This is a genomic window from Flagellimonas sp. 2504JD1-5, assembly GCF_053618295.1.
Genome location: NZ_JBSIOU010000001.1, coordinates 807,217 through 834,112 on the forward strand (window position 1 = coordinate 807,217; position 26,896 = coordinate 834,112).

The following is a 26,896-nucleotide window of genomic DNA, read 5'->3' on the forward strand; positions in this document are numbered from 1 at the left end:
TGTTTGTGGCCGATAATCAAATTTTTACATTTGGAACAAATAGTTTAGCTCAATGAAATACCATCAAATCGACAACCAGCTTTTTATCAAAAACCGCAAAAAGTTTATGGCGCAAATGAAGCCTAAAAGTATTGCGATATTCAATTCCAATGATATTTATCCAATTAGTGCCGATAGTACAATGGCTTTTGAGCAGCACCGAGATATTTTTTATTTGAGCGGAGCTGATCAGGAAGAGACCATTTTGTTGCTTTTTCCCGATGCAATGGACAAAAAGCATCGTGAAATTTTATTTGTTAGGGAAACGAACGAGCATATTGCCGTCTGGGAGGGTGCTAAGCTAACCAAGGAACAGGCCACACAGGTTTCTGGGATTGAGTCCATCTATTGGTTGACAGATTTTGACAAGGTCTTTTTTGATTTGATGACCGAGGCCGATACGATTTATTTCAACACCAATGAGCATTACCGGCAAGCGGTGGTGACCCAAACTCGCGAAGACCGATTCATTGAAAAATGTAAAAAGGATTTCCCAGCACATCAATGGGCCAAGAGCAATCCAATTCTTCAACAGATTAGGGGAATAAAGGAACCCGAGGAAATTGCCTTGATGCAACAAGCCTGTGATATTACCGAAAAGGGATTTCGAAGAATCTTGGAGTTCACTAAACCCGGGGTTTGGGAATATGAAATGGAAGCTGAATTCTTGCATGAATTTGTTCGAAATCGCTCCAAAGGCTTTGCCTATACCCCTATAATTGCGGCTGGCAATAATGCCAATGTGTTGCACTATATTGAAAACAACCAACAAGTTAAGGACGGTGATTTGATCCTTATGGATTTGGCCGCCGAGTATGCCAACTATGCCAGCGACATGACGCGTACCATTCCTGCAAATGGGCGTTTTACCGACCGACAAAAACAAGTGTACAACGCAGTGCTCCGTGTTAAAAATGAAGCTACCAAAATGCTGGTGCCAGGAGTTATTTGGGCCGAATACCACAAAGAAGTGGGCATAATTATGACTTCAGAACTTCTGGGTCTCGGTCTATTGGACAAATCAGATATTCAAAATGAAAACAAGGATTGGCCTGCCTATAAAAAGTACTTTATGCATGGCACCAGCCATCACATTGGTTTGGACACACATGATTATGGCGAACTTAAAACTCCAATGAAACCCAACATGGTCTTCACGGTAGAACCTGGAATATACATTCCCGATGAAGGTTTTGGAGTTCGCTTGGAAGATGATGTGGTGATTCAAGAAAAAGGAGAACCTTTTAATCTAATGCGAAACATTCCGATTGAAGCCGAGGAGATTGAGGAATTGATGAATTCATAATGCATCCGCTAAGACAACATATTCAAGAGTTGATACAATTGACCGATGAGGAATTTGATGTTGTCTTGAGTCATTTTGAACACGTAAAAAAACGTAAGCATCAATACATTGTTCAAGAAGGGGATTTAGTAAACAAAGAATATTGGGTCATCAGAGGATGTTTAAAAAGCTGCTTTTTTGAAGATGATGGAAAGGAACATATTCTCCAATTTGGCATGGAGAATTGGTGGATCACTGATTATGAATCTTTCATCAAGCAAACGCCATCAAAAATTGCAATAGATTGTATTGAAGACTGCGAACTGCTCTATATCACTTTTGAAAACAGAGAGAAATTGACGGCCCAAATGCACAAAATGGAACGTTTTTGGGCCAAAAAAAGTAAGTACGGAAGAATTGCGCTTCAAAAAAGAATATTGTCCTTATTGAAAAACTCTGCGAGCGAACGCTACAATCTTCTTTTGGAAGAATATCCCCAACTTTTTCAGCGAGTCCCAAAAAAATTGATTGCCGCCTACCTTGGTGTTTCCCGCGAAACTTTGAGCCGATTATCCTCTTAAGACCACGATTCTCTTTTTCCATTTTCACATGTGATATATGTCACCCATAATCTGTGACTTTCCTCCTTTCGTTCCTGACAACTACACGAGAACTTTGTGCCATAATTTAAAATGGAAAATATGCCATATGTAAACATTAAGGTTACCGATGAACAGGTGACCACAGAGCAAAAAGCCCAATTAATTGCCGGAGTAACACAATTACTTGTGGATGTTCTAAACAAGAATCCACAAACGACCCATGTGGTCATTGACGAAGTGCCCATGGGAAATTGGGGTCATAACGGGAAACAGTATACAGGAACAAAAACAACAAAATGAAAAACAAAACAGCAATAATTACAGGCGCCTCAACCGGTATTGGTAAAGAAACGGCCAAATATTTTTTAGATAAAGGCTATAATTTGATTATGAACTCTTCAAATGAAGAGAATCTTAAAGAAACATACGAAGCTTTTGGTTCTCCATCCAATGCAATTTATTTTGCAGGAGATGTTAGCAAACCTGAAACAGGAAAACAATTGGCAGCCTTAGCTCTGGAAAAATTTGGAAGGATTGATGTGTTGATCAATAACGCGGGAGTTTTTTTACCTAAGCCATTTCTGGATGTCACCGAAGCGGACCTGGAACGTTTTTGGAAGATAAATCTTTTGGGAACTTACTTTACCTCCCAAGCAGTTATTCCTCAAATGGTGAAACAGCAAGAAGGTTCCATCATCAATATCGGAACTGTTTTGGTGGATCATGCCATTGGAGGCTTTCCTGCTACGGCACCCCTAACAAGCAAGGGAGCCATTCATGCTTTAACCAGACAGTTGGCAGCTGAATTTGGAAAGGACAATATAAAGGTGAACACTATTGCTCCAGGAGTTATCAGGAGCCCATTACAAGGTAAAATGGGTATTGAAGACGCCGATAGTTTGTCCGGTCTTCATTTATTGAATAGGATAGGAGAGGCCAAGGAAGTGGCTGAAGCAGCCTATTATTTGGCAACCTCAGATTTTGTAACGGGCGAAACTATAAATATTGCCGGAGGGCATACCGTAGGACATTCAATTTAAGCAGATAAGAAAATGTATAAAGAAAATAGAGCGGAAATAGAGCAGTTGATCAATGATTATTTTGAGGGCATTTTTAATGGGGAGACCGATAAACTTGAAAAGTGCTTTCATGATGGTCTGTACCTTTATGGAGATATTAAGGGGGAGGACTATCTTAAAAGCAAACATGAATATATTGATGGGGTAAAAAGCCGAAAAAGTCCCAAAGAGTTGAATGAAAAATTCAACATGAGTATTATTGGGCTGGATATTTTGGGCAAAGTTGCCATGGCAAAATTACACGTACCTTTTTCAGGATATAACTATTATGATTATCTGTCCATGGCCAAAATGAATGATAAATGGATCATTGTAAATAAAATATTCACACATGTGGAATGAAGCTGGACCTAAAATCCTAAAGTAAGACAAAAGCGGTTTGCTAATATGGAAGCCGCTTTTTCTTTGTGGTATATTTGCTATTATATTTATGGGCGACAAATGCAATATACAATGAGACCAATTTTATTTTTACTACAACAGCCTGACATTGAGGAAAAAATAAAAGAGGCTCCGGACAGCGCTTATGAGATTGGAGTGGTCATTGGATCATATCTTCCGTTCGTGGTTTTGGTGGTGGTTGCTTATGCCATTTATCACTATAATAAAAAGAAAAGGGGAGACAGCTAAAATCCGAACTAAATGAAAGCAGGTTTTTTAGCAGATTGTTACCCCCAATTGGAAAAATCCCTAATTGAAGAAATTACACGACATTCGATAAAAAAGGATTTTTTAAGTGGAGAAAAGATTGTGGTACAGGGGCAGTATATGAAATACCTGCCCATTGTGGTGTCTGGTAACGTAAAGGTTTTTAGCCAAGAAGACACCATACAATTTCTATTGTATTACATATCTTCCGGAGAGTCTTGCATATACAGTTTTGCCCACATACTTAGAAATGAAAAGGCCGATTTTTCGGCGGTGGCTGATTCCGATAGCTCATTGCTGCTGCTTCCCGTTCAAAGGGTTAAGCTTTGGATGGGAAAATACCCTTCATTCGGCAGTCTGGTGTTGGATGATTTTCAAAAACATTATTCGGATCTACTCAATACCACAAAGCAACTTATTTGCTACAACCTTGAAGACCGCCTTTTTGAATATTTAAAAACGAAGACCCAAATTGAAAAATCGGATCTGCTCGCTCTTTCGCATCGTGAAATAGCGGATGACCTAGGAACTTCTAGAGAGGTTGTGTCCAGAGTAATGAAAAAATTGGGAGTCGCCCAAAAGATAGAACAGCAAGGGCGAAAAATAAAAGTGCTCTAAAAGTAACATATGTCACTGTTTGATAAGTACGTGGATGTTAGTTTTGCGTATTATAAACATATCACCTATGTCTGAAGAAATACAACTTATTCCCGGAAACTCACTGATTACCAATACCCCTGAAGAAGGCAGGGCACTTGCCATAAAAATCGCAAGACTTACCATTAAAATTACGCAACCGGATGCTGAGGTTCGCGAAAAACTTCGCCCTACATATGCCAATGATGCCAATATGCTTATTGCGATTGGGCAAACGGTTGCGGCAGAATTTGCAATCATTGCCCAGGCCAATAATTATTGGAGATAAGGCTATTCTTGCGTAATGAAGTTAGGGGATATTTAACCTTATCAATTGAAAGTAGAGGTTTATCACTTACTTATCACCATCCATCAAATGGAGATGCCTTTGTGGCCAAAATTTCCGAGATTTCCTGCCAGATTTTATTTGGCGAAATGACAAAAACGGATGAACTGTACAACATTATTGGACTTTTTAATAAAAGGCAAGTCGAAGTTGTTGGCATTTTGGAAAGACATTTTGGTGAAATTCCACAAAGCGAATTGGGCTGGTCATTGTGGAGCAGTATGCACCATAACAAACTTCAAAGTTTTAAGGACGATTTTAAGCTATTTCCACACGGGTATGGGCTCACTTTCTCCAACAACGAATTTTGGATTGATTTTGATTTCGGCGAGGACGGTGAGATTAACGGATTTGATGCAAAAAGACTATGGGTATTTATAGAGAAAAATAATATTGAAACTAACTTTCTGTCCTCCCATGAGATTCAAGAAATCATAAAACTTAAAACCAAAAAGGGGAAACAGGTGTTTAGTGGGGATACAAATTATTATATAAAATAGACGAATGGTCTATGAACAGTAATAATCTGTTAGTACATAATATATCGAGTGTTTTTCCTAATTGAATACTATAGTGACGTCAACTGGGACTGGCGTTTTATCACTTCAAGAAGCTGGCCGGTCAATTTAGTTCCTGTTTTGTTGGGGAAATATCGAACTTGAATTAAAATCAAGCATACTATTATGTTTAAAATGGCAATTGTTGGATTGTTTCTAATCCTTGTTTCAAGCTGTGGCATAGCAAAGCATCAAATTGTTGCTTTGGAAAATGGAAACATCAACATAAAGGACGATAGAAAGATAAATGTCCAATGTGATACCGAAAGTAATTTAGATGGTTTCCGTTTTAATGGAAGCGATCAGTATGTTGACCTTGATACACTGTCATTGGAGACAGGGGATGGTTTAACGCTATCACTGAAGATAAAAACCAAATCCAAAGAGTTTCAATGGGTGATTGGTAAATATGATTGGCGTACAGATGCGGGCTACCATTTGATTTTGATAGATGGGATTGCCAGGTTTAATGGCAGGGATAAGGGTGGCAAATATGTTCGTTGTGAAGGGAGAACCTTTATTGCTGATGGGAAATCACATCATTTAGTCAGTGTTTGGAAAGGCAATAAATGGGCATTATGGGTCGATGGAAAATTAGAGAATCAAGTGGAAACGGAAACACTAACACCTAGTATTAAGAATTTACAACCCTTGGAATTGGGCAGATCGATAATCGGGCATAAAGGACTTCACTATTATTTTGAGGGGACAATAAATCAAATCAAACTTTATAATACGGCACTCAACGAAAAACAAATTAAAAGATTACTCAACTAGAATGCCTGTTTAAGGTCATGTTTCTTGCCACAAAAACAACCAAAGCTGGCAACACCCAACCCATATGGTATTCCCTTAAGGGAATCCATGAGGTGAAAGAAGTGATGGTATCTCCATAGCCAATACTGCCCAAAAAATCTGGAATGCTAAAAAGTATTGTTGCACCAACTACCCATTTAAAAATTTTAGGGGTCGCATATTTGTCTGGTACCACGTTCAACAAGATTAACACAATGGTAATGGGATAAATAAACATCAATGCGGGGATTGCCACAGCAATAATATAGCCAACATTGAATTGACCCATCAACACGCCCAGCACACATCCAACAATTGCCGTAATCTGATAAGCTAGTTGGGAATCGTTAAAACGACCTTTAATAAAATCCGCTGTTCCTGTAACAATGCCCACCGCAGTTGTAAAACAAGCTAAGCTGACCAATATGCTCAACCCTAAATTGGCCGTATTTCCCAAGGTTTTTGTGCTTATCCCACTTAAAAGAGCGGTTCGAGAAACGTCGACATCAAAGGAATCGTGGAACAGGGCCCCAGTAAAAATAAGTCCGGTATAAATAAGGAATAAACCCAATCCGGCCAACCATCCGGCTTTTCGGATCAAACTTTTTTTAATTTCATAGGACGCCTTTTTGTCTTTCAAATTGATGGAAATAATAATTACGCCTCCCACAACTACGGCGCCAATGGCATCAAAAGTTTGGTAACCTTCCAACACACCATGACTAAAAGGACTTTTGAATTCGGTTGTCCCAAAAACAAAATCAACATTAAAAATCACCGCACCAATTATCAAAAGGAGGACTATTAAGATACCAGGTGTCAAAAGTTTACCCACCACATCCAAAATCTTGGAACGGTTAACCACAAAAATATAGACCAGTGCAAAGTAAATTATGCTCGTAAGCAAATAAGAAGAATCCCAAACAGGTTGAATGGCCATTTCGTGCGTTACCGAAGCGGTTCTTGGTGATGGCAGCGCTATAGAAATGGCATAAACAATATAACAATACACCAGACTAAAAGAGGGAGATACCTTTTTGGCAAAATCAAACATGGTGCCCTGCAATTTGGCATGGGCCAATATCCCCAAAATTGGGATGAGGACAGCCGAAAGACAAAATCCAAAAGCGACCAGCCACCATAAGCCGCCAGATTTAAAACCCAATTGGGGAGGAAGGATAAGGTTGCCCGCGCCAAAGAACAATGAAAAAAGTGCAAACGCGGTTACGGCGACAGTTTTTCTATTCATAAATTGTTAATAAATTTTTGATAAGATAAATCAAAATACTATATTTCAAACGAGTATTACAGCGAGTGAATGTGGCTTTTTATCGAATATTGTGCATTTCATCGAAAAATGGCATTTCGGGAAAAGTTTATGAAATAAAAAGTTATTAACATCCGTTGCTAAAATATAAGGTCAATTGCAAATATTAAGATTATAAAATAGAATTACAGAAAATTAGCATTTTCGATCCCCAAATCGTACCAATGCTCCACCCAAACAACACCGGCTTATGAAAACCACCACTACCCCCCATGGCAACAAATTCTCTTCTTTCTTCTGCAATTTATTCGGACATCATTATGTAGTGTCCAAGAAAGTCACCAAACATATTAAAGAGTACAAATGCCTACATTGTCAAAAACAAGTTACCACCGATGTAAGTGGAAAACTTTCGGCATTGACGCCACAAATGCAGGACATCAACAGTACTTTGGAAGATATGTATCGCAAAAGACAAAGCAGGCACGTACAGCATGTAGCCTAATTATTCTGGACTAGAAAATATTTAAGGTTTATCCCGGAGATTGAGCAAACACCTCAAGCTATTCAGTCGCGTGCCCCAAGACCGTTTAGAGAGTTCTGTTCTTGATTTTCGGGATTTTTTATTCCTCAAAAGAATCCCACCCCTGAGCGGTCAAAGCTATTTTGGTCTCCGCCCTTGTAATTAAATGAGCTCCTTCTTTCTTCTCCACCATATGTCCAATCACCGTTAAATTTGGATTGGCCTTGATCTTTGGATAGTCCTCTTGATCTATGGTAAACAGCAGTTCGTAATCTTCTCCACCACTCAAAGCTATTGTGGTCGAATCCATTTTGAATTCCTCTGCGGTAGAGATCACGGTGGGATCCAATGGGATTTTATCTTCAAATAAATTGCACCCCACTTCACTTTCTTTACAGAGATGCAAAATTTCTGAAGAAAGCCCGTCGCTGATATCGATCATTGAAGTTGGTTTTACCTCTAATTTTTCCAACAGCTCAACCATGTCTTTTCGCGCCTCCGGTTTTAGTTGCCGCTCTACGATATAGGAATAGGGCTCCAAGTCGGGCTGACTATTGGGATTTACCTTAAAGACTTCTTTCTCCCGTTCCAAAATCTGCAGACCTAAATAGGCGCCTCCAAGATCGCCGGTGACCACCAAAAGGTCATTGGGTTTTGCTCCTTTTCGTAATACAATTTCGTTTTCCTCGGCAATCCCAATGGCCGTTACGCTTATTAGCATTCCTTTGGTGGACGAAGTGGTGTCTCCTCCAATTAAATCCACATGGTACGTTTTACACGCCAAGGCAACCCCAGCATAAAATTCTTCAAGAGCTTCCAGGGGAAATCGATTGGAGACTGCAATGGAAACCGTTATTTGCGTCGCTTGGGCATTCATGGCGTAGATATCGGAAAGATTTACCATTACCGACTTATAACCCAGATGTTTTAAAGGCATATAACTAAGGTCGAAATGCACCCCTTCAATAAGCAGATCTGTGGAGACCACCGTTTTCTTTCCCCTGAAATCGAGCACGGCGGCATCATCACCAATACCAAGAATGGTGGATTCATGATTCAATTCAAAATGTTGGGTAAGATGTTTGATCAAACCAAATTCTCCCAAATTTTCCAAAGCTGTCCGTTGCGGACTTTTATCTTCTAGCATTCGGCAAAAATAAATAGGATAATTTTAAGTTGTATCTTTAGTAAAAACTTAAAATTGCTATAGCATGCCAAGAGTGATTCTTCAAATGATTCTTGTGGCATTCATTGTGGTTGGATGCTCAAGTGATAATGGCGGCGACAATAATCTAGGAAACGGCGACAATAATGGAGGCTCCGGCAATGGTGGTGGTACAAACATTGGCACTGGCGATGTGACCCGAGGCGCTACACCATGCGATGGTGGAATGGCCGCAATTTATCCCTGTAACGGATATGATCTTTTATTTCAAATGGATCTTGGGGCTTTTGCTGCCAATTCATCAAATGATATTTGGGGGTGGACCGATGCCACGACCAATAACGAATATGCCATAATGGGCCTTGACAACGGCACCGCGTTTGTTGATATTTCTGACGAGACTAATCCTATCTATTTGGGAAAACTGCCAACAGCTACTGTCGCAAGTGGATGGAGGGATGTAAAAGTTTATGGTGATTATGCCGTTATTGTTGCCGAAGCGGACAATCATGGAATGCAGATATTCGATCTAAAAAAACTGCGAAACGTAACAAACCCACCCCAAACATTTACTGCAGATGCTAGATATACTGGAATCGGGAATGCGCATAATGTTGTGGTCAACGAAGCTAATGGATTTGCCTACCCGGTTGGCACCGCAAGAAACGATTCCTTTAATGGAGGAGTACACTTTGTCGATATTCAAAATCCAACCAGTCCAAATGGAGTGGGAGGATATGGTGTCAATGGATATACGCATGATGCCCAAGTTATCACCTATAACGGACCGGATTCAGACTACACGGGCCGGGAAATTTTTATTGGGGCCAATGAAAATCTTATTGCGATCGCAGATATTACAGATAAGTCGAACCCCACTCAAATAGGAACTATCGGCTACAGCAATATTGGCTACACCCATCAAGGTTGGTTTACGGAAGACCATCGTTATTTTATTCTCGGCGATGAATTGGATGAAATCGACTTCGGATTTAATTCCCGTACCCTGGTTTTTGATATGACCGATTTGGATGCCCCACAATTGCACACAACCTATGCCGGACCAACAGGAGCTATTGATCACAATGGATATGTATTGGGGGATGAATTTTTTCTGGCCAACTACACCGCTGGAATGCGGGTATTGGACATCTCCGATATTGATAATGAAAACATAACCGAAAAAGCCTTCTTCGATACCTTCCCATCCAATAACACAGCCAGTTTTAATGGTGTCTGGAGTGTTTATCCTTATTTCAGTAGTGGTAAAATTATTATCAATGACAGCAACTCTGGATTGTTTGTAGTGCAAAAGTCCAACTAAAAAAAGCGTAATGAAGCAGTTAAGTGGCATTTTGCTTTTAATGTTTCTTTTGGCATGCAGCAATGATGACAATGGAGGCGAACCGATGGACAAAATCACTTTTTTGGGAGAAGTGGATTGGATAAAAAATTATGGTGGAACAGGGGAGGACACAGCTCAATCCGTCATTCAGACCTCCGATGGCGGTTATGCCATTCTGGGCTTCAGTAATAGCGTGGATGGGGACATTGTTGGGAAAACGACGGATGTCAATGATTACTGGTTGTTGAAATTGGATGCCGAAGGAAATCCAATGTGGAATAAAACCTATGGTGGAAGCAAAGATGATCGAGGGCAGTCCGTTATTCAAACCACCGATGGTGGCTATGCCATTGTGGGTTATGCCATGAGTGATGATGGAGATGGCAGCAATAATGAGGGCTTTCACGACAATTGGATATTAAAGTTGGACAGTTCCGGAAACGTTGTTTGGGAAAAGAGCTTTGGTTTTTCCGGGCATGACCATTCCTATGATGTTGTACAAACTTCCGATGGCGGCTTTTTCTTTTCAGGATTTCTGGATGTGACTTCTTCTGGTGGTGATGGCAATAATGGTAAGGGAACTTACCTTACGCGCCATGGCGTTGGCGAATTTTGGGGAACAAAATTGGACGCAGATGGGAACTTACAATGGCGCAGATATTTTGGAGGCAGCAATAATGACCGTTCATACGGTGTCGTACAAGCTGATGATGGAGGATTTGTTTTGGCCGGGGCATCCGAAAGCAATGATTTTGATATTACAGATCCGAAGGGAAGCTATGACTTTTGGGTGTTGAAAGTCAGTGGCACAGGAGACCTATTTTGGCAAAAATCTTATGGAGGGACGGGTATAGACAAAGCTTATGCTATTGCCAAAACAGCAGACAATGGCTATGTGATAACCGGCAACACGTTCAGCACCGATACGGATATTTCCAAAAACAATGGAGAATCAGATGTTTGGCTGATCAAAATTGATGATAACGGAAACCTGGTTTGGGAAAAGTCATTTGGAGGAACAGCTTTCGATGCTGCGCAAGGACTAAATCTAACTGCCGATGGAGGCTTCGTCATTGCGGGGAATTCCAAAAGTGCTGATGGCGACGCAATTGAGAACATGGGAGAAAATGATCTTTGGATCATTAAGACAGATTCCGAAGGAAACATTGAATATCAAAAAACATTTGGAGGCTCGGGTCTGGACTATGGTTTCGATGCCATCCAAAATACTGGAGGAAGCCTAATTTTAGTTGGAGAAACCGCTAGTGACGATTTTCCTGAACTTCAATCCAAGGGAATGACCGATCTAGTGGTCATCAAAATCAAATAACCCCCATACTTTTCCATAGATAACCCCTATTGGATTATTCGTTATTATAATGTTAGGAAATGTGGTAAAACCCTACTTATACCATATATTTGTAAGCTATTTAGAATAAATCCAAGTAAGAATGATTAAAGTTTCAGAAACAGCCAGACAAAAAGTGGTGACCATGATGACCGAAGAAGGTTATGATGCTTCTACGGATTTTGTCCGTGTGGGTGTAAAGAGCGGAGGTTGCAGCGGATTATCCTATGAATTAAAATTTGATAAATCCACAACAGATACCGATAAAGTTTTTGAAGATAATGCCGTGCGTATCATCGTTGATAAAAAGAGCTTTTTATACCTAGTCGGAACCACTTTGGAATATTCAGGCGGATTAAACGGAAAAGGGTTTGTTTTTAACAACCCAAATGCGCAGCGAACTTGCGGTTGCGGCGAGAGTTTTTCACTATAAATTGTTAGTTGACCATTGGTCATTGACGGATTGAAGAGTATGGCGTATACAGAAGAAGAATTAAAAAAAGAACTGGAAACCAAAGAATACGAATATGGTTTCTATACCGATATTGAATCAGATACGTTTCCAAAGGGATTAAACGAAGATATTATTCGTGCAATTTCCAAGAAAAAGAACGAACCGGAATGGATGACGGAATGGCGCTTGGATGCTTTTCGCATTTGGGAAAAAATGGAAGAACCGGAGTGGGCAAATGTCCACTATGAAAAACCGGACTTTCAGGCAATCAGTTACTATTCTGCTCCTAAAGCTGCGGACCCCAATAAATCCTTGGAAGATGTGGATCCTGATTTATTGGAAATGTATCGAAAATTGGGAATTTCCGTTGATGAGCAAAAGAGATTACAAAATGTTGCAGTTGATATTGTCGTGGACTCTGTTTCTGTTGCAACCACTTTCAAAAAGACGTTGGCAGAAAAAGGAATTATCTTCATGCCTATATCAGAAGCCATTCAGGAACATCCGGAATTGGTAAAAAAATATATGGGAACCGTTGTTCCAAAAACGGATAACTTCTATGCGGCATTGAACTCTGCTGTGTTTACAGATGGTTCCTTCTGTTACATTCCCAAGGGAGTACGTTGCCCTATGGAATTATCCACTTATTTCAGGATTAATGAAGGAGGTACTGGTCAGTTTGAACGTACACTGGTCATCGCAGATGAAAGTAGCTACGTAAGCTATTTGGAAGGATGTACTGCGCCATCAAGAGATGAAAATCAATTGCATGCTGCCGTTGTAGAGCTTATTGCTATGGATGATGCAGAAATCAAATACTCAACAGTTCAGAATTGGTTTCCTGGAGACAAAGAAGGAAAAGGAGGGGTATATAACTTTGTGACAAAACGAGGTTTATGCGAGACAAATTCCAAGATTTCTTGGACCCAGGTTGAGACCGGTTCAGCTGTAACTTGGAAATATCCCTCATGCATTTTAAAAGGAAATAATTCCGTAGGTGAGTTTTATTCCATCGCGGTTACCAATAACTTTCAACAAGCGGACACAGGAACTAAAATGGTACACTTGGGCAAAAACACCAAGAGTACTATTATTTCCAAAGGAATTTCAGCAGGGCAATCCCAAAATAGCTATCGTGGATTGGTTCAAGTAAATAGCAGAGCGGAAAACGCGCGGAACTTTTCGCAATGTGATTCATTATTGATGGGAAACAAATGTGGGGCGCATACTTTTCCATATATCGAAGCAAAAAACAAAACAGCACAAATAGAACACGAGGCCACAACCAGTAAAATTGGAGAAGACCAGATTTTCTATTGCAACCAAAGAGGCATCGATACCGAAAAAGCAATTGCGTTGATCGTAAACGGATTTAGCAAGGAGGTTTTAAATAAACTTCCCATGGAGTTTGCTGTAGAAGCACAAAAATTATTGGAGATAAGTCTCGAAGGCTCCGTTGGATAATCAAAAACGAATAATGTCACCTCGAGCGCAGTCGAGAGGTATCAAAAGTTCTCGACTGCGCTCGAACTGACTAATAAAAAGCATGAAAAAACTACTACTACTTATAGTAACACTTGCTGTAATTACAAGCTGTAAACAAGCAAAAAAGGAGGCGGAATCCACTGAGGAAAAACCCGCAGAGATTGTTAAGCCAGAAGTTAAGCTTTATACCTTCAGTGGAGGAACGGTGATTGCCAACAGACTGGAACTTTTCTCGCAGGACACAACCTACACTGGTCAATCCAAGGAATTTGCCGATGCGTTTTACGTGATCAGTCACCCAAAAGGGAATTTGATGTGGGATGCAGGATTACCGGAAATGTTGGTGCCCATGCCCGAACCATTTACAACTCCCGGAGGGGCCTTTACGGTTTCCAGAAAAGATTCGGTTGCGAATCAATTGGCAAGTATTGGTCTGAAAGTGGATGATATAGACTACATCACGTTTTCGCACACCCATTTTGATCATACGGGGCACGCCAATGTGTTTTCTAATTCCACTTGGATTGTACAAGAAGCTGAATATGATTTTGTGGCAAATGAAGAAGCGCAAAAAAATAGAGCGGATAATTACAATGCAATTAAGGAGCTTCAGAACATTCAAAAACTAAATGGCGACCACGACGTTTTTGGAGATGGGAGTGTCATCATAAAATCTATGCCCGGACATACACCTGGACACCAAGTGTTGTATTTGGACTTAACAGAACATGGGCCACTGCTTCTGTCAGGCGACATGTACCATTTTTATGAAAATAGGGAGCACCAGAGGGTGCCAATTTTTAATACAGATGTAGAACAAACTAAGGCCAGCATGGTAGCTTTTGAAGCTTTTGCAAAAGAAAAAGGAGCAAAGGTTTATTTACAGCATGCTAAAGGGGACTTTGAAAAATTACCCAAAGCACCTAACTATTTAAAGTAATATTGAAGAAGAACACAATGTTAGAAATTAAGAATTTACACGCAAGCGTCGAGGATAAAAAGATTTTGAATGGCATCAACCTCCAGGTGAATGCAGGAGAGGTACATGCCATAATGGGTCCCAATGGATCTGGAAAAAGCACACTTGCCTCCGTTATCGCTGGAAAAGAAGAATTTGAAATAAAAAAGGGAAGCGTTTCATTAGAGGGTGAAGATTTAGAGGAATTAGCACCTGAAGAACGAGCACACAAAGGAATATTCCTTTCGTTTCAATACCCCGTGGAAATTCCAGGGGTCACCGTGACCAACTTCATGAAAACTGCGATCAACGAATCAAGGAAAGCAAGAGGTTTGGAAGATATGCCCGCCAACCAAATGTTGAAATTGATTCGTGAGAAATCAGAACAGTTGGAGATAGACCGCAAGTTTTTATCTCGCTCCCTTAACGAAGGATTCTCCGGGGGTGAGAAGAAAAGAAATGAGATTTTCCAAATGGCCATGTTGGAACCCAAATTGGCAATTTTGGATGAAACTGACTCAGGATTGGATATAGATGCTCTTCGAATTGTTGCTAATGGCGTGAACAAATTGCGTGGAAAGGATAATGCCATAATCGTAATTACCCATTACCAAAGATTATTGGAGTACATCGTGCCCGATTTTGTACACGTATTGCACGATGGTAAGATCGTAAAATCCGGAACCAAGGAATTGGCGCTGGAATTGGAGGAAAAAGGATACGACTGGTTAAAACGGGAGACGGTAGTATAACCTACTTTGTCATTCCTGTGAAGGCAGGAATCCATGACAAAAACAATTATGTTTTAAAAGATTCCCGTTCTCACGGGAATGACAACGACAAAGAAAAATGGATTTAAAAGATAAATTACTTTCTTCATTTATAGCTTTCGAGAATAATGTGGATTTAGATCATCCCGTGCACGAAGTGCGTTCTGAAGCCATCAAAAATTTTGAGACCAAAGGATTCCCATCAAAAAAAGATGAAGCTTGGAAGTATACGTCCCTTAATAACATTCAAAAGGTAGATTTTAGTGTTTTTCCAAAAGAGGAAAGCACACTGGACTATAAGGATATTAAAAAGTATTTTCTACATGAGATAGACACCTATAAAATTGTATTTATTGACGGGGTTTATAGCTCTTACCTTTCGGAAACCACCCACGATGGTGTGGATGTGTGTTTGATGAGCGCTGCTTTCAGCAAACCGATGTATCGTCAAATCATTGAGCTGTACTTTAACAAAATTGCCTCTAAAGATGAGTCGTTGACCACGTTGAATACGGCATTCAGCAAAGAAGGAGCATATATATACATTCCAAAAAACAAGGCACCTAGAAAACCAATTCAGATCATACACTTTGCCACAGGAAATGAGGCAGCATTGATGTTACAACCTCGTAATTTGGTGATTGTTGAGGAAAATGCGGAAGTACAGATCATTGAGCGCCATCAAAGTTTGACCAGTAATGAGGTATTTACCAATTCAGTAACCGAAATATTTGCCGCCAAGGATGCCATTGTTGATTACTATAAGGTTCAAAATGATGCCAATACCGCATCCTTGATAGACAACACTTACATATCACAAAAAAACAACAGTGTGGTTCGTGTTCATACCTTCTCTTTTGGTGGAAAATTGACACGAAACAACCTTAACTTTTATCAAAACGGAGAGCGCATAGATTCTGTTCTTAAAGGAGTGACCATTTTGGGTGAAAAACAACATGTAGACCACCACACTTTGGTGCACCATGCACAGCCCAATTGCGAAAGTCATCAGGATTATAAAGGAATCTTTGGAGAGAAATCTACGGGAGTTTTCAACGGAAAGATTATTGTGGACAAGATAGCCCAGAAGACCAATGCTTTCCAGCAGAACAACAACATTCTAATCAGTGATAAGGCAACCATCAACACAAAACCTCAGCTGGAGATTTTTGCTGATGATGTAAAATGCTCCCACGGGTGTACCATTGGGCAGTTGGATGAGGATGCTTTGTTCTATCTTCAATCCAGAGGAATTCCCAAAAAGGAAGCCACGGCTTTATTGATGTATGCCTTTGCCAATAATGTATTGGAAAGTGTACGTATACCTGAGTTGAAGACTCGGATCAACAAGATTATCGCCAATAAATTGGGGGTACGGGTCGGGTTTGAGCTCTAAGTTAAATCAACACTCAAAGACTAATCCCTAGTAAAAATGGTGCAATCCTCATTGGACATACAAACAATTCGTAAAGACTTTCCCATTTTAAACAGAAAGGTCAACGGACAACCTTTGGTGTATTTGGACAATGCCGCAACCTCACAAACACCGCAGCAGGTAATTGATGTGATTGTGGAGTACTACCATAAGTACAATGCCAACATCCATAGAGGGGTGCATACCCTTTCCCAAGAAGCTACCGATGCTTACGAAGCGGCTAGGGGAAAAATCCAAAAGCATTTTAACATAGCTAAACCGTATGAGGTTATTTTAACTTCAGGGACTACCCATAGCATAAATTTGGTGGCCAACGGATTTTCTTCCTTTATAAAGGAAGGGGATGAGGTTATAGTTTCGGCAATGGAGCACCACTCCAACATTGTACCTTGGCAAATGCTGTGTGAAAGAACGGGTGGCGTTCTGAAAGTGATTCCAATGAACCAAAATGGGGAATTGATTATGGACGAATTCCATAAGCTGCTTTCCGAAAAGACTAAACTCGTGTTCTGCAACCACGTTTCCAATGCCCTGGGAACCATAAACCCTATTGATGAAATTATTGAGGCCGCACACCGGGTTGGAGCTGCGGTTTTAATTGATGGCGCACAGGCAGCAGCTCATATCAAGGCTGATTTACAAGCTTTGGATGTGGATTTCTACACGGTTTCCGCACACAAAATGTGTGGTCCAACCGGAGTCGGAATGCTGTACGGAAAAGAAGAATGGCTCAAGAAATTACCTCCTTACCAAGGTGGCGGTGAAATGATAGAGGAGGTCACCTTTGAAAAAACCACCTATGCCGATCTGCCCCATAAATTTGAAGCAGGCACCCCAAATATTTGCGGAGGAATTGCATTTGGCGCAGCTTTGGATTATATAAATTCCATCGGATTTGAAGCTATTGCGCAGTATGAAGATGAGTTAATCCGTTATGCAACGGAGGAACTTTTGAAGATTGAAGGATTGCGTATTTACGGGACTGCCAAACACAAGACCTCTGTGATTTCATTCAATATAGATGGAATCCACCCCTATGATATTGGTACAATTCTGGATAAAATGGGTATAGCAGTTCGCACGGGTCACCATTGTGCGCAGCCCATCATGGATTTTTATCAAATCCCTGGAACCGTTCGAGCGAGTTTTAGTTTTTACAACACCAAAGCAGAAGTTGATGTTTTGGTGGAAGGAGTTAAGCGAGCTAAAAACATGTTGCTATAACCAGAAGTTATCTTTCTCTTAAAGGGTTTGATTGGGAAATGCCCGAATTGTACTTTTGAACAAAACATATAGATGACCATAACAGAAATTCAGGAAGAGATTGTAGACGAGTTTTCCATGTTCGATGATTGGATGCAGCGGTACGAGTATATGATTGAGCTCGGAAAATCCCTTCCCTTGATTGAGGAGCAATACAAAACGGAGGACAATATTATAAAAGGGTGTCAAAGTAAGGTATGGGTACACGCCGAACTGGACAATGACAAATTGGTTTTTACTGCTGACAGTGATGCTATCATCACAAAAGGCATTATTGCAATTTTGATTCGAGCTTTCAGCAACCAAAAACCACAAGATATTATAGATGCCGACACCAATTTTATTGATGAAATTGGTCTAAAGGAGCATTTGTCGCCCACTAGGGCAAATGGTTTGGTAAGCATGATAAAACAGTTGAAACTGTACGCAATTGCCTATCAAACGCAATTGAACTGAGTTGAGGAGGTTTTGGTTTAGGAGTTTAAAAGACTTCCCTAAACGTTTAAACTTCTAAACCCATAAACTACAAGAAGAATGAGCGAAGAAATTACTATAGATACACAAGAACTGGGAGAGAAAATCGTGAGGGTGCTAAAGACCATTTATGACCCGGAGATTCCCGTTGATATTTACGAATTGGGTTTGATTTACGATGTTTTTGTGAATGAAGATAATGATGTCAAGATTTTAATGACCTTAACATCACCGAACTGCCCGGTTGCAGAAACTTTACCCGTTGAAGTTGAGGAGAAGGTTAAATCTTTGGACGAATTGAAGGATGTAGAAGTGGAAATCACCTTTGATCCACCCTGGACCCAGGATTTAATGAGCGAAGAAGCGAAATTGGAGCTGGGAATGTTGTAACTAAGTCACACTGAGCCTGTCGAAGTGTGCATGGACGTAAGCTTTAATTTGATTCCCGCCTTCGCGGGAATGACGATATGGGAAATGAAATAATAAACAGAGTAGCCCAAAGCAAACTGATCACTTTTGATCTAGAGGAATTATATCCCGAAGGTCGAAGGGAAGTGTTGGACATCAAAGATTGGCTCTACGAAGGCATAATTCTAAAAGAAAAGGAATTTAGAAGTGCTTTGGATGAACAGGATTGGTCAGCTTACCAAGATGCTTATGTTGCATTGACCTGTTCCACCGATGCCATTGTACCCGGATGGGCGTTTATGTTGGTGGCATCCAAATTGAATCCATTTGCAAAAAAAGTAGTTATTGGGAAGCTCGAAGATTTGGAAACGTCACTTTATCAAACCATTCTTGAAGCATTGGATCTGTCCCCATTTAAGGATAAGCCGGTGATCATAAAAGGATGTTCCAACAAACCAGTTCCGGAAAATGCCTATATCATGGCAATGTCAAAAATGCAACAAGTGGCCAAAAGCGTGATGTATGGCGAAGCCTGTTCTGCTGTTCCTCTTTTTAAAAAGAAATAAATCTTTTAATGTCCTATCGAGCGCAGTCGAGATATGGACAATAGTTCTCGACTGCGCTCGAAAGACAAATTTATTTCACAAAAATAGAGTAGGCTCTTGCCCAACTGGTCCCATCACTTAAATCAATGCGTACACCATTTTTCCATAAAATGGCCACATAATTGTCTCCGTTATATTCGTGTCCCACTACATATACATCAGATTCGTGTACATAAATTGAGCGTGGATCTGTGTAATATGTTCCATCACTTAAATTTACAGGAACTTCATTTTTCCAGTATTTGGCTATAGGGTTCGGACCTCCATTATATTCTTGACCAGCTACATAAACATCGGACCCTTCCACGAAAATGGAGGCTGCAAATGCGTTATAGGCTCCATTGGTTAATAGACTTTCCCGTTTTCCATTTTTCCATAGTACGACAGCACTATTGAATTCATTTTGATATTCCACTTGCTCAATTCCCACAACGTATACGTCGGATCCTTCGATATAAATCGCATTGGCATACGCATGGCTATCTCCATTCGTAAGGGGCATCGGATTTCCATTTTTCCATAACATAGCAAGGGTTACTAGGTGATTCTCACTTTCCATTTGGATTTCCTCAGACCCTACAACATATACATCGTCTTCATAAACGAAAACACCATTGGCAAAGGCTTCTCCTGTGCCATTTGTGAGATTTTCCTCCTTTCCATTGATCCACAATTTGGCCACAAAATTGTCTCCATTATGCTCATAACCTGCTACATATACATCATTTCCATTGACAAACATTGAATGGGTGCGTGCTCTTTGGGCACCATCGGTCAGTTCGGATTGGACTCCGTTTTTCCAAACCAAAGCCGAAGAGCCATTAAAGCCTACATTTTGAGAACCCGCGACGTATATATCTCCATCAAAGAGATAAACCGACCTTGCGTAACTATGTCCGCCACCGGAGGTCAAACTTTGCGCGACCCCATTTATCCATAACCGGGCCACGGCATTGTTGCCAATTCTTTCATCGCCGACAACAAACACACTTGGGTTTACCTTAACCTTGCAAAAGGCAGAAGCCTCTCCAAAGCTTGCCATCACATTAGCTGTTCCAGCTTTAAGTGCGGTAATATTGCCCTGGGCATCTATATGCAATACTTTTCGGTTGCTGGTCGCCCATTCAACAGCGCTGTTTTCATCTCCTCCAGAAATTGAGGCGGTTAAGGTTGCTGTATCTAGGGTAAAGAGTTCCAATTGGGTGTTGTCCAGAACAATTTCTACGGAATCTTCAGTTTCCGCTTTATCCTCCGGGTTCTCAATTTCATCTTCTTGGTTTTGTCTTGGGTCGGGAGGTAATAATAAAGGAAGTTCACTGGAGCATACAGATAGGAAAAGAAAAGAAATCAATACAAACAATACTGAATGGAATCGATTTTTCATGGGATTTATGGTTATTGATGTAAAGACAAACAAGAAAGAACAAAATGAGATAGAGGTATGTCGCCAATTTATATATGGGCTATTTCAATTGATGGTTCCCCATTTTCAAGGTGACATTTCTTAATTTTGCGTTTCTAAACACAAAACTCCATTCTATGAAAAAACTACTTTATGCGGCCACAGCATTTTTTGTGCTGACAGCAACACATGCGCAGACCGAAGAAGAAATCAAGGCTCAAATGGGGCCTAAAAAAGATTCCATTGCTGCCATTCAAGGTCGGGTAAATGCCCTTCAGGCACAATTGGATGCCCTCCCGGGTTGGAAAGTCGGTGCTTTTGGTACCATAGGCGGAAGCCTTTCAGGCTTCAACAATTGGTTTTCACAAGGCATTCCGAATAACTCTTCCGGGACAATCGGGTTTACGGTCAATGCTTTTGCCAATCAACAAGAGGAAAAATTCTTTTGGAGAAACTCGGCCAACATCAACCTGAACTGGGTTAAATTGGATGACAAGGATGACCCGAACGACGAAGATGGTTTTAGAGAGTCAACAGACGTGTTCAATATCTCCTCACTTTATGGTTATAAATTGAGTGACAAGTTTGCCATTTCCACACTTGGGGAATACAGAACCACCATTTTGAGCAACTTTAACGATCCGGGATATTTGGATGTCGGTATCGGTGGTACGTGGACTCCAATTGCAGATTTGGTCGTGGTGATTCACCCGCTCAATTACAATTTTGTTTTTAGCGATGAGGATACCATTTTTAATTCATCATTGGGTGCAAAAATCGTAGCGGATTATACCAGACAAATCGGAGCCGTTAGTTTTAAGACAAACCTATCCATGTTCCACAGCTATGAAAGTGGGGATTTGAGCAATTGGACTTGGACCAACTCTTTTGCCTATACCTTATGGAAAGTAATTGGTGTGGGTTTTGATTTTGGATTACGAAACAACAAGCAGGAGACCTTGAACTATATTGTGAATAATGCTCCTACTCCTGATCCAACTGCAACTTTTGATACGATTGACAATGAGCTGCAAACCTATTGGACATTAGGACTGAGTTATTCCTTCTAAAACAAAGAAACGTTATCAACTAAAAAAGCCCTCAAAATAGAGGGCTTTTTTATGGGGTTATATATGATTTGGGGGTGTTTTTAAGCCATGTTATAAGTAGGTTAAGTTTATAGCGGATTTGGCGCGTAACACTATCACTTAAAAACAGTATGAAAGTAGTTTTTCTGTTGTTAGGGCCTAAACTTTTGTTGTGAACAGGCAAAAAGATGTGGTAGAAAATGTTAACGGTTGTATTTCATCGAGAAACTAAAACACATCGTCTGAACAGGTTTTAATACTGGTCAAGGTGTTCGGGGTACAAAAAGTTGTTATACGGGAATCTGGTGACATGAATGTCACGGACTTCATCGTAGACCCGTTTTCTAAAATCATCTAAATTCTCCTTGTTCAGGGCAGAAATAAAAAGTGCCCGATCTCCTATTTTATTGAACCAGGTTTTCTTCCATTCCTCCAAAGTAAAATGGGATTTGGTACGTTCGGTGACCAGATCATCCTCATCAATAGTTTCGGGTTGGTATTGGTCGATCTTATTAAAAACCATAATTGTCTTTTTGTCGGCACTTTTAATCTCGTCCAAAATTTTATTTACAGAAGCAATGTGCTCCTCAAAGTTGGGGTGCGAAATATCCACTACATGTAATAACAAATCCGCTTCGCGAACTTCATCCAACGTACTTTTAAAACTCTCCACCAATTGTGTGGGCAGCTTTCGAATAAATCCAACGGTATCACTTAACAAAAATGGGAGGTTGCCGATAACCACTTTTCGAACCGTGGTGTCCAAGGTGGCAAAAAGTTTGTTTTCCGCAAAAACCTCACTTTTGCTGATGACGTTCATCAAGGTCGATTTACCGACGTTGGTATAGCCCACCAAAGCAACTCGGACTAAAGCCCCTCTGTTACCCCGTTGGGTCTCCATTTGGCGGTCTATCTTGGTAAGTTTCTTTTTTAAAAGAGAAATTCGATCACGAACAATCCGCCTATCCGTTTCAATTTCGGTTTCACCAGGTCCTCGCATTCCAATACCCCCTTTTTGCCGCTCGAGGTGGGTCCAAAGACCAGTTAACCTAGGCAGTAGATATTCATACTGTGCCAATTCTACCTGCGTGCGTGCATAACTGGTTTGTGCCCGTTGCGCAAAAATGTCCAAGATTAAGCTAGTTCGATCTATAATTTTGCAACGAAGTTGCTTTTCAATATTCCGCTGTTGCGCAGGAGAAAGCTCATCATCAAAAATTACTGAACCTATTTCGTTTTCTTTCACATACTTTTCAACTTCCTCCATTTTCCCACTACCGATTAAGGTTTTGGGATTGGGTATCTCCATTCGCTGCGTAAATCTTTGGAGGACTTCCCCGCCAGCAGTATAAGTAAGGAACTCCAGCTCATCCAAATATTCCTTGACCTTCTCCTCATTTTGTTCACGGTTGATTACACCAATGAGCACCGCCTTTTCATAATTTGTAACCTTCTTTTCTAGCATGGGACCAATTAAAGTGCAAATCTAAACAATGTTTACGAAGCTGTTTTCGTACTTTGGAGTTTTATATTTTTAAGCAGAAACCGAAACCTCAGCACATTGAATCATCTAGAAAATCAATATACCGTAGCTTTTTATAATCTTGAAAACTTTTTTGATACTACAAACGACCCTTACACTTTAGATGATGATTTCACTCCTGATGGAAGAAAGGCCTGGAACGAGCGGAAGTTTGACAAGAAGGTGAAGAAAATGGCCAAGGCTATTTCACAAATTGGTCTGGAGGATAGTGAAATACCTCCAGTACTTATAGGAATTGCCGAGGTGGAAAATAAAAAGGTCATTAATGCCCTTTTGGGATCAAAGGCACTTCGAGACGAAGACTACCACTATGTGCATTTCGATTCTCCTGATGAACGGGGTATCGATACGGCCCTAATCTATAATCGGGAACATTTTGACCTTCTGGATGCCGAAATCGTTCCATTAATGATTGAGGATGAGGATGGAGATAGGGATTTGACCAGGGACATCTTGTATGTGCACGGTCAGCTACATAATGAAGAGGTACATGTTTTTGTAAACCATTGGCCTTCTCGAAGGGCGGGGGCAGAAGAAACTAGTTATAAAAGAATCAAAGCAGCTGAAACCATTATTAATAAACTAAACGCTATAACCGCCTCCAACATCAATTGTATTGTTATGGGGGATTTTAATGATGACCCGAATTCGGCAAGTATCCAAAAATTAATGGAAACCGAACTGTTTATTAATCCAATGCAAAAGTTGTTGTCCCCAGATTCAGGTAGCGCCAATTACAAAGGTGAATGGAGCCTATTTGACCAAATATTGATTTCACATAGCTTTCTGAATTATGAAGAGGGGACGCATAGCTTTCAAAAAGCCAATGTTTTTTCACCTCGATTTTTAAAAGAATGGAAGGGCAAATACAAGGGCAATCCGTTTCGAACATTTGTAGGGAAAAAATATTTAGGAGGCTATAGTGATCACTTTCCTGTATATGTGGTTTTAAAGGAAAACAAGCAAGATTAAAAAGAAAGAAAAATACTACACCACATAAAAATGTAATTTCACAACAGCTCATCTTCAAAAGCTGTGCAATTCATCGAAATAAAAGGGTTTTTTATCGACAAATTTTGATTCGATAATAGATTTGTAGTCCAAATCCTACTCAACCTTTATTATGGATTGTAAAAAATCAACCAAGGGCACAGGAGTTTTTCTAATGTCCATTTTATTCTTTTTAAGCATCTTTTGTGCTTTTGGCCAATCCGATGCCAACAAAAAGATTATTCAATCAACATACAATAACCAGCAATTTATCTCCATGGTTTCTAAAATGGAAGCTGAGTATGCCTCCAAAGAAGCCAAAATTGGCCAATTACTTAAATCCAAAGCTTGGAAACGATTTGAAAAGCAGAAGGACGGGACTATTGTGGCGCTAAATGATATAGGAACTGACGGAACACCTCTTTTTTACACCACCTTTAATGATCCATCCAATCAGGTTTCAAGAGCAAACACATTGTATTCGGACGGACTTTTACACCTAGGCCTCGATGGAAAAGGGCTTGAGGTAGGCGTTTGGGATGCTGGACGTGCGCTTACCTCCCACCAAGAATTTGATCACCGAGCCAAAAGTATGGATGCTGCCAAAGAAGTAAGCTTGCACGCCACTCGGGTAACAGGGCATCTTATTTCTTCCGGGGTAAAACCCAATGCGAAAGGAGTTGCATATTCTGCAAAAGTATTGTCGCATGATTGGACCAGGGATAAAATTGAAGTTGCAGAAGCGGCCGCAGATGGGCTATTGTTGAGCAATCATTCCTATGGAATAAAATCGGATAGGGTGCCCGATTGGTATTTTGGTTCTTATATTAGGGTCTCACAGGATTGGGACCGAATCATGCATAATGCGCCTTATTATTTGATGGTGACCGCAGCTGGCAATGCGCAAAGATCTTATGACAATGCATCACCCAATTTTGGCAAAACAGCTGAGGGATTCGACTTATTGCTTGGATTTGCAACCTCTAAAAATGGACTTGTTATTGCAGGTGCCAATACCAAAATGGGAAATAAGGGAGAACTTAAAGAAGCCAATGTTTCCAGTTATAGTAGTTTAGGCCCAATAGATGATGGACGCATAAAACCCGATTTAGCAGGAGATGGATCTTCTATTTTTTCAACAAGTTCCAACAGCAATACGAGTTATGATACATCTATGGGGACGTCGATGGCAACTCCTGGAGTAACGGGGTCTTTGCTTTTGTTGCAACAGTACCATGAGGATTTATACAGAACTTATATGAAGGCTGCCACGTTAAAGGGACTTGCCCTGCACACAGCAGATGATGTCAATGGCCAAGGGCCAGATTATAAAATGGGTTGGGGCGTAATGAATGCAAAGGCTGCAGCAGAGCTACTGCAACAGAAAGACTACAGTAGTTTAATCAAGGAGGAAACCCTTTCCGAAGGAAACACCTACGAGATTACCGTTACCGCCAACAATCTAAAGAATCTTATGGTTTCGATAAGCTGGACGGACCCTGAAGGGGAATTTATTAATAGAGGGGATTTAAATAATACTACCGCAGCGCTCATCAATGATCTTGATGTTCGCGTGACTAAGAACGGGGAAACCTATTTGCCCTGGAAATTGAATCCATACCAAGCCAAAGAACCGGCAACTAGGGGAGATAATAAGGTTGACCCCTTTGAGCGGATTGAAATTGCCAATGCAAAAGGGGAGTATGTGATAAGGGTTACACATAAAGGAAGTTTAAAAAATGGGATGCAGGACTTCTCATTATTGGTTTCCGGTGCGCAGATTTCCAAATGTGTCGCTGTAAGCCCTTCAAACTTTGGAATACTTTCCGCTGAAGAAAACAAAACTACGCTTAACTGGGATGATGCAACCGATACGCTTTTTGAGATTCAGTATAAAGCGATGAACGATGATGTCTGGAAAAGTGAATTGGTATGGGCCAATAGTTTTGAACTTTTGGATTTGGAAATCGGGACTACTTACGAGGCAAGGGTGCGTTCAATCTGCACAGAAAACATCACTTCTGATTTTTCTGAAGAAATACAATTTGTATTCAATGGCAGTGAAACTGAAATTTTTGAGTTCGAGCCCTATACTTTGCCAGAAGGAGAGGGATTGGAAATGAAACTTTACCCCAATCCTACAACCGAGTGGCTTTCCATTGGGGCGGAAATGTCACCAGACGCCATATACTCCATAGTCACCACTTTGGGCAATACCGTAAAAAAAGGAGGTGCCAATGGTGATATTGACGTGTCAGGACTTGCTACCGGGGTGTACGTATTGGTAATGCAAGATCACTCGGGAATACAGAGCGCCAAGTTTTACAAGAACTAGAAAAAAAACGCATTTATGTTAAGGGTTGTCTCACAGAAGGATAAAAAACCA

29 protein-coding genes are annotated in these 26,896 nt (G+C 40.5%); 25 read left to right on the plus strand and 4 right to left on the minus strand.

Going from position 1 to position 26,896, the window contains the following annotated elements; translation table 11 throughout:
* Positions 1-52: 52 nt before the first annotated feature.
* From ACULLG_RS03655 to ACULLG_RS03700, 10 genes are all read left to right on the plus strand, one after another.
* Positions 53-1,345: an aminopeptidase P family protein gene (locus ACULLG_RS03655; protein ID WP_452125408.1), complete on the plus strand. Its 1,293-nt coding sequence runs from the start codon at positions 53-55 to the stop codon at positions 1,343-1,345.
* A complete protein-coding gene (locus ACULLG_RS03660) occupies positions 1,345-1,905 on the plus strand; it encodes a Crp/Fnr family transcriptional regulator (protein ID WP_452125409.1) in 561 nt (186 codons plus the stop codon). The genes ACULLG_RS03655 and ACULLG_RS03660 overlap by 1 nt, the downstream gene beginning before the upstream one ends.
* 120 nt (positions 1,906-2,025) lie before the next feature.
* Positions 2,026-2,226, plus strand: coding sequence for a tautomerase family protein (locus tag ACULLG_RS03665; RefSeq protein WP_452125410.1), 201 nt, complete (start codon positions 2,026-2,028; stop codon positions 2,224-2,226).
* Positions 2,223-2,966 carry an SDR family NAD(P)-dependent oxidoreductase gene (locus tag ACULLG_RS03670; protein ID WP_452125411.1) on the plus strand — a complete coding sequence of 248 codons (744 nt, stop codon included), beginning with the start codon at positions 2,223-2,225 and terminating at the stop codon, positions 2,964-2,966. Before ACULLG_RS03665 ends, ACULLG_RS03670 begins: the two co-directional genes overlap by 4 nt.
* A gap of 12 nt (positions 2,967-2,978) precedes the next feature.
* A complete protein-coding gene (locus tag ACULLG_RS03675; protein ID WP_452125412.1) occupies positions 2,979-3,347 on the plus strand; it encodes a nuclear transport factor 2 family protein in 369 nt (122 codons plus the stop codon).
* 111 nt (positions 3,348-3,458) lie between these two features.
* A complete protein-coding gene (locus ACULLG_RS03680) occupies positions 3,459-3,635 on the plus strand; it encodes a hypothetical protein (RefSeq protein WP_452125413.1) in 177 nt (58 codons plus the stop codon).
* Positions 3,636-3,647: 12 nt separating this feature from the next.
* The gene (locus tag ACULLG_RS03685) at positions 3,648-4,271 is read left to right on the plus strand and encodes a Crp/Fnr family transcriptional regulator (RefSeq protein WP_452125414.1); all 624 of its coding nucleotides are present in this window, start codon (positions 3,648-3,650) and stop codon (positions 4,269-4,271) included.
* Positions 4,272-4,338: 67 nt separating this feature from the next.
* A complete protein-coding gene (locus ACULLG_RS03690; protein ID WP_420321035.1) occupies positions 4,339-4,578 on the plus strand; it encodes a hexameric tyrosine-coordinated heme protein in 240 nt (79 codons plus the stop codon).
* Positions 4,579-4,586: 8 nt separating this feature from the next.
* Entirely contained in the window at positions 4,587-5,135 is a 549-nt protein-coding gene (locus tag ACULLG_RS03695; RefSeq protein WP_452125415.1) for a DUF6896 domain-containing protein, read from the plus strand.
* A gap of 183 nt (positions 5,136-5,318) precedes the next feature.
* Positions 5,319-5,969 carry a LamG-like jellyroll fold domain-containing protein gene (locus ACULLG_RS03700; RefSeq protein ID WP_452125416.1) on the plus strand — a complete coding sequence of 217 codons (651 nt, stop codon included), beginning with the start codon at positions 5,319-5,321 and terminating at the stop codon, positions 5,967-5,969.
* On the opposite strand, the gene brnQ is transcribed toward ACULLG_RS03700, so the two are convergent.
* Positions 5,962-7,236, minus strand: coding sequence for a branched-chain amino acid transport system II carrier protein (gene brnQ, locus ACULLG_RS03705; RefSeq protein ID WP_452125417.1), 1,275 nt, complete (start codon positions 7,234-7,236; stop codon positions 5,962-5,964). The genes ACULLG_RS03700 and brnQ overlap by 8 nt on opposite strands.
* 268 nt (positions 7,237-7,504) lie before the next feature.
* Between brnQ and ACULLG_RS03710 the strand changes: the two genes are divergently transcribed.
* Positions 7,505-7,759 carry a hypothetical protein gene (locus ACULLG_RS03710; protein WP_420321039.1) on the plus strand — a complete coding sequence of 85 codons (255 nt, stop codon included), beginning with the start codon at positions 7,505-7,507 and terminating at the stop codon, positions 7,757-7,759.
* Between the two features lie 118 nt (positions 7,760-7,877).
* On the opposite strand, the gene thiL is transcribed toward ACULLG_RS03710, so the two are convergent.
* Complete coding sequence (thiL, locus tag ACULLG_RS03715) at positions 7,878-8,924, minus strand: thiamine-phosphate kinase (RefSeq protein ID WP_452125418.1); 1,047 nt, start codon at positions 8,922-8,924, stop codon at positions 7,878-7,880.
* A 64-nt stretch (positions 8,925-8,988) separates the two neighbouring features.
* On the opposite strand from thiL, the gene ACULLG_RS03720 reads away from it, so the two are divergent.
* The 11 genes from ACULLG_RS03720 (at position 8,989) to ACULLG_RS03770 (ending at position 19,448) form a co-directional block, all read left to right on the plus strand.
* Positions 8,989-10,266: a choice-of-anchor B family protein gene (locus tag ACULLG_RS03720; protein ID WP_452125419.1), complete on the plus strand. Its 1,278-nt coding sequence runs from the start codon at positions 8,989-8,991 to the stop codon at positions 10,264-10,266.
* 10 nt (positions 10,267-10,276) lie between these two features.
* The gene (locus ACULLG_RS03725) at positions 10,277-11,617 is read left to right on the plus strand and encodes a hypothetical protein (protein ID WP_452125420.1); all 1,341 of its coding nucleotides are present in this window, start codon (positions 10,277-10,279) and stop codon (positions 11,615-11,617) included.
* 121 nt (positions 11,618-11,738) lie between these two features.
* Positions 11,739-12,068 (plus strand): HesB/IscA family protein, encoded by a 330-nt coding sequence (locus tag ACULLG_RS03730; protein ID WP_452125421.1) that lies wholly within the window; start codon positions 11,739-11,741, stop codon positions 12,066-12,068.
* A 39-nt stretch (positions 12,069-12,107) separates the two neighbouring features.
* Complete coding sequence (gene sufB / locus ACULLG_RS03735) at positions 12,108-13,553, plus strand: Fe-S cluster assembly protein SufB (protein WP_452125422.1); 1,446 nt, start codon at positions 12,108-12,110, stop codon at positions 13,551-13,553.
* An 82-nt stretch (positions 13,554-13,635) separates the two neighbouring features.
* Positions 13,636-14,514, plus strand: a complete 879-nt coding sequence (locus tag ACULLG_RS03740; RefSeq protein ID WP_452125423.1) for an N-acyl homoserine lactonase family protein — start codon at positions 13,636-13,638, stop codon at positions 14,512-14,514.
* 17 nt (positions 14,515-14,531) lie between these two features.
* The gene (gene sufC, locus ACULLG_RS03745) at positions 14,532-15,284 is read left to right on the plus strand and encodes a Fe-S cluster assembly ATPase SufC (RefSeq protein WP_452125424.1); all 753 of its coding nucleotides are present in this window, start codon (positions 14,532-14,534) and stop codon (positions 15,282-15,284) included.
* Positions 15,285-15,381: 97 nt separating this feature from the next.
* Positions 15,382-16,698: a Fe-S cluster assembly protein SufD gene (gene sufD / locus ACULLG_RS03750; RefSeq protein ID WP_452125425.1), complete on the plus strand. Its 1,317-nt coding sequence runs from the start codon at positions 15,382-15,384 to the stop codon at positions 16,696-16,698.
* A gap of 36 nt (positions 16,699-16,734) precedes the next feature.
* The gene (locus ACULLG_RS03755) at positions 16,735-17,961 is read left to right on the plus strand and encodes an aminotransferase class V-fold PLP-dependent enzyme (RefSeq protein ID WP_452125426.1); all 1,227 of its coding nucleotides are present in this window, start codon (positions 16,735-16,737) and stop codon (positions 17,959-17,961) included.
* 72 nt (positions 17,962-18,033) lie between these two features.
* A complete protein-coding gene (locus ACULLG_RS03760; RefSeq protein ID WP_452125427.1) occupies positions 18,034-18,456 on the plus strand; it encodes a SufE family protein in 423 nt (140 codons plus the stop codon).
* 78 nt (positions 18,457-18,534) lie between these two features.
* Positions 18,535-18,864 carry an SUF system Fe-S cluster assembly protein gene (locus ACULLG_RS03765; protein WP_452125428.1) on the plus strand — a complete coding sequence of 110 codons (330 nt, stop codon included), beginning with the start codon at positions 18,535-18,537 and terminating at the stop codon, positions 18,862-18,864.
* A gap of 77 nt (positions 18,865-18,941) precedes the next feature.
* Complete coding sequence (locus ACULLG_RS03770; protein WP_452125429.1) at positions 18,942-19,448, plus strand: DUF2480 family protein; 507 nt, start codon at positions 18,942-18,944, stop codon at positions 19,446-19,448.
* A 70-nt stretch (positions 19,449-19,518) separates the two neighbouring features.
* Here the strand turns inward: ACULLG_RS03770 and ACULLG_RS03775 are convergent, their stop codons facing one another.
* On the minus strand, positions 19,519-20,871 hold the full coding sequence (locus ACULLG_RS03775) for an Ig-like domain-containing protein (protein ID WP_452125430.1): 1,353 nt from the start codon (positions 20,869-20,871) through the stop codon (positions 19,519-19,521).
* Positions 20,872-21,026: 155 nt separating this feature from the next.
* Here ACULLG_RS03775 and ACULLG_RS03780 point away from each other — a divergent pair, with 155 nt between their 5' ends.
* Positions 21,027-21,959 carry a DUF3078 domain-containing protein gene (locus ACULLG_RS03780; protein ID WP_452125431.1) on the plus strand — a complete coding sequence of 311 codons (933 nt, stop codon included), beginning with the start codon at positions 21,027-21,029 and terminating at the stop codon, positions 21,957-21,959.
* Between the two features lie 271 nt (positions 21,960-22,230).
* Here the strand turns inward: ACULLG_RS03780 and hflX are convergent, their stop codons facing one another.
* On the minus strand, positions 22,231-23,442 hold the full coding sequence (hflX, locus tag ACULLG_RS03785) for a GTPase HflX (RefSeq protein WP_452125432.1): 1,212 nt from the start codon (positions 23,440-23,442) through the stop codon (positions 22,231-22,233).
* A 96-nt stretch (positions 23,443-23,538) separates the two neighbouring features.
* Here hflX and ACULLG_RS03790 point away from each other — a divergent pair, with 96 nt between their 5' ends.
* Both ACULLG_RS03790 and ACULLG_RS03795 read left to right on the plus strand, forming a co-directional pair.
* Positions 23,539-24,492 (plus strand): endonuclease/exonuclease/phosphatase family protein, encoded by a 954-nt coding sequence (locus ACULLG_RS03790; RefSeq protein WP_452125433.1) that lies wholly within the window; start codon positions 23,539-23,541, stop codon positions 24,490-24,492.
* 151 nt (positions 24,493-24,643) lie between these two features.
* Entirely contained in the window at positions 24,644-26,845 is a 2,202-nt protein-coding gene (locus tag ACULLG_RS03795) for a S8 family serine peptidase (RefSeq protein WP_452125434.1), read from the plus strand.
* The last annotated feature ends 51 nt before the right edge of the window (positions 26,846-26,896 follow it).

Excerpts from the sequence above, each read along its gene's own strand:
- ACULLG_RS03655 (WP_452125408.1), top strand. The coding sequence starts at position 53 with ATGAAATACCATCAAATCGACAACCAGCTTTTTATCAAAAACCGCAAA.
- ACULLG_RS03660 (WP_452125409.1), top strand. The coding sequence starts at position 1,345 with ATGCATCCGCTAAGACAACATATTCAAGAGTTGATACAATTGACCGAT.
- ACULLG_RS03665 (WP_452125410.1), top strand. The coding sequence starts at position 2,026 with ATGCCATATGTAAACATTAAGGTTACCGATGAACAGGTGACCACAGAG.
- ACULLG_RS03670 (WP_452125411.1), top strand. The coding sequence starts at position 2,223 with ATGAAAAACAAAACAGCAATAATTACAGGCGCCTCAACCGGTATTGGT.
- ACULLG_RS03675 (WP_452125412.1), top strand. The coding sequence starts at position 2,979 with ATGTATAAAGAAAATAGAGCGGAAATAGAGCAGTTGATCAATGATTAT.
- ACULLG_RS03680 (WP_452125413.1), top strand. The coding sequence starts at position 3,459 with ATGAGACCAATTTTATTTTTACTACAACAGCCTGACATTGAGGAAAAA.
- ACULLG_RS03685 (WP_452125414.1), top strand. The coding sequence starts at position 3,648 with ATGAAAGCAGGTTTTTTAGCAGATTGTTACCCCCAATTGGAAAAATCC.
- ACULLG_RS03690 (WP_420321035.1), top strand. The coding sequence starts at position 4,339 with ATGTCTGAAGAAATACAACTTATTCCCGGAAACTCACTGATTACCAAT.
- ACULLG_RS03700 (WP_452125416.1), top strand. The coding sequence starts at position 5,319 with ATGTTTAAAATGGCAATTGTTGGATTGTTTCTAATCCTTGTTTCAAGC.
- brnQ (WP_452125417.1), bottom strand. The coding sequence starts at position 7,236 with ATGAATAGAAAAACTGTCGCCGTAACCGCGTTTGCACTTTTTTCATTG.
- ACULLG_RS03710 (WP_420321039.1), top strand. The coding sequence starts at position 7,505 with ATGAAAACCACCACTACCCCCCATGGCAACAAATTCTCTTCTTTCTTC.
- thiL (WP_452125418.1), bottom strand. The coding sequence starts at position 8,924 with ATGCTAGAAGATAAAAGTCCGCAACGGACAGCTTTGGAAAATTTGGGA.
- ACULLG_RS03720 (WP_452125419.1), top strand. The coding sequence starts at position 8,989 with ATGCCAAGAGTGATTCTTCAAATGATTCTTGTGGCATTCATTGTGGTT.
- ACULLG_RS03725 (WP_452125420.1), top strand. The coding sequence starts at position 10,277 with ATGAAGCAGTTAAGTGGCATTTTGCTTTTAATGTTTCTTTTGGCATGC.
- ACULLG_RS03730 (WP_452125421.1), top strand. The coding sequence starts at position 11,739 with ATGATTAAAGTTTCAGAAACAGCCAGACAAAAAGTGGTGACCATGATG.
- sufB (WP_452125422.1), top strand. The coding sequence starts at position 12,108 with ATGGCGTATACAGAAGAAGAATTAAAAAAAGAACTGGAAACCAAAGAA.
- ACULLG_RS03740 (WP_452125423.1), top strand. The coding sequence starts at position 13,636 with ATGAAAAAACTACTACTACTTATAGTAACACTTGCTGTAATTACAAGC.
- sufC (WP_452125424.1), top strand. The coding sequence starts at position 14,532 with ATGTTAGAAATTAAGAATTTACACGCAAGCGTCGAGGATAAAAAGATT.
- sufD (WP_452125425.1), top strand. The coding sequence starts at position 15,382 with ATGGATTTAAAAGATAAATTACTTTCTTCATTTATAGCTTTCGAGAAT.
- ACULLG_RS03755 (WP_452125426.1), top strand. The coding sequence starts at position 16,735 with ATGGTGCAATCCTCATTGGACATACAAACAATTCGTAAAGACTTTCCC.
- ACULLG_RS03760 (WP_452125427.1), top strand. The coding sequence starts at position 18,034 with ATGACCATAACAGAAATTCAGGAAGAGATTGTAGACGAGTTTTCCATG.
- ACULLG_RS03765 (WP_452125428.1), top strand. The coding sequence starts at position 18,535 with ATGAGCGAAGAAATTACTATAGATACACAAGAACTGGGAGAGAAAATC.
- ACULLG_RS03770 (WP_452125429.1), top strand. The coding sequence starts at position 18,942 with ATGGGAAATGAAATAATAAACAGAGTAGCCCAAAGCAAACTGATCACT.
- ACULLG_RS03775 (WP_452125430.1), bottom strand. The coding sequence starts at position 20,871 with ATGAAAAATCGATTCCATTCAGTATTGTTTGTATTGATTTCTTTTCTT.
- ACULLG_RS03780 (WP_452125431.1), top strand. The coding sequence starts at position 21,027 with ATGAAAAAACTACTTTATGCGGCCACAGCATTTTTTGTGCTGACAGCA.
- hflX (WP_452125432.1), bottom strand. The coding sequence starts at position 23,442 with ATGCTAGAAAAGAAGGTTACAAATTATGAAAAGGCGGTGCTCATTGGT.
- ACULLG_RS03795 (WP_452125434.1), top strand. The coding sequence starts at position 24,644 with ATGGATTGTAAAAAATCAACCAAGGGCACAGGAGTTTTTCTAATGTCC.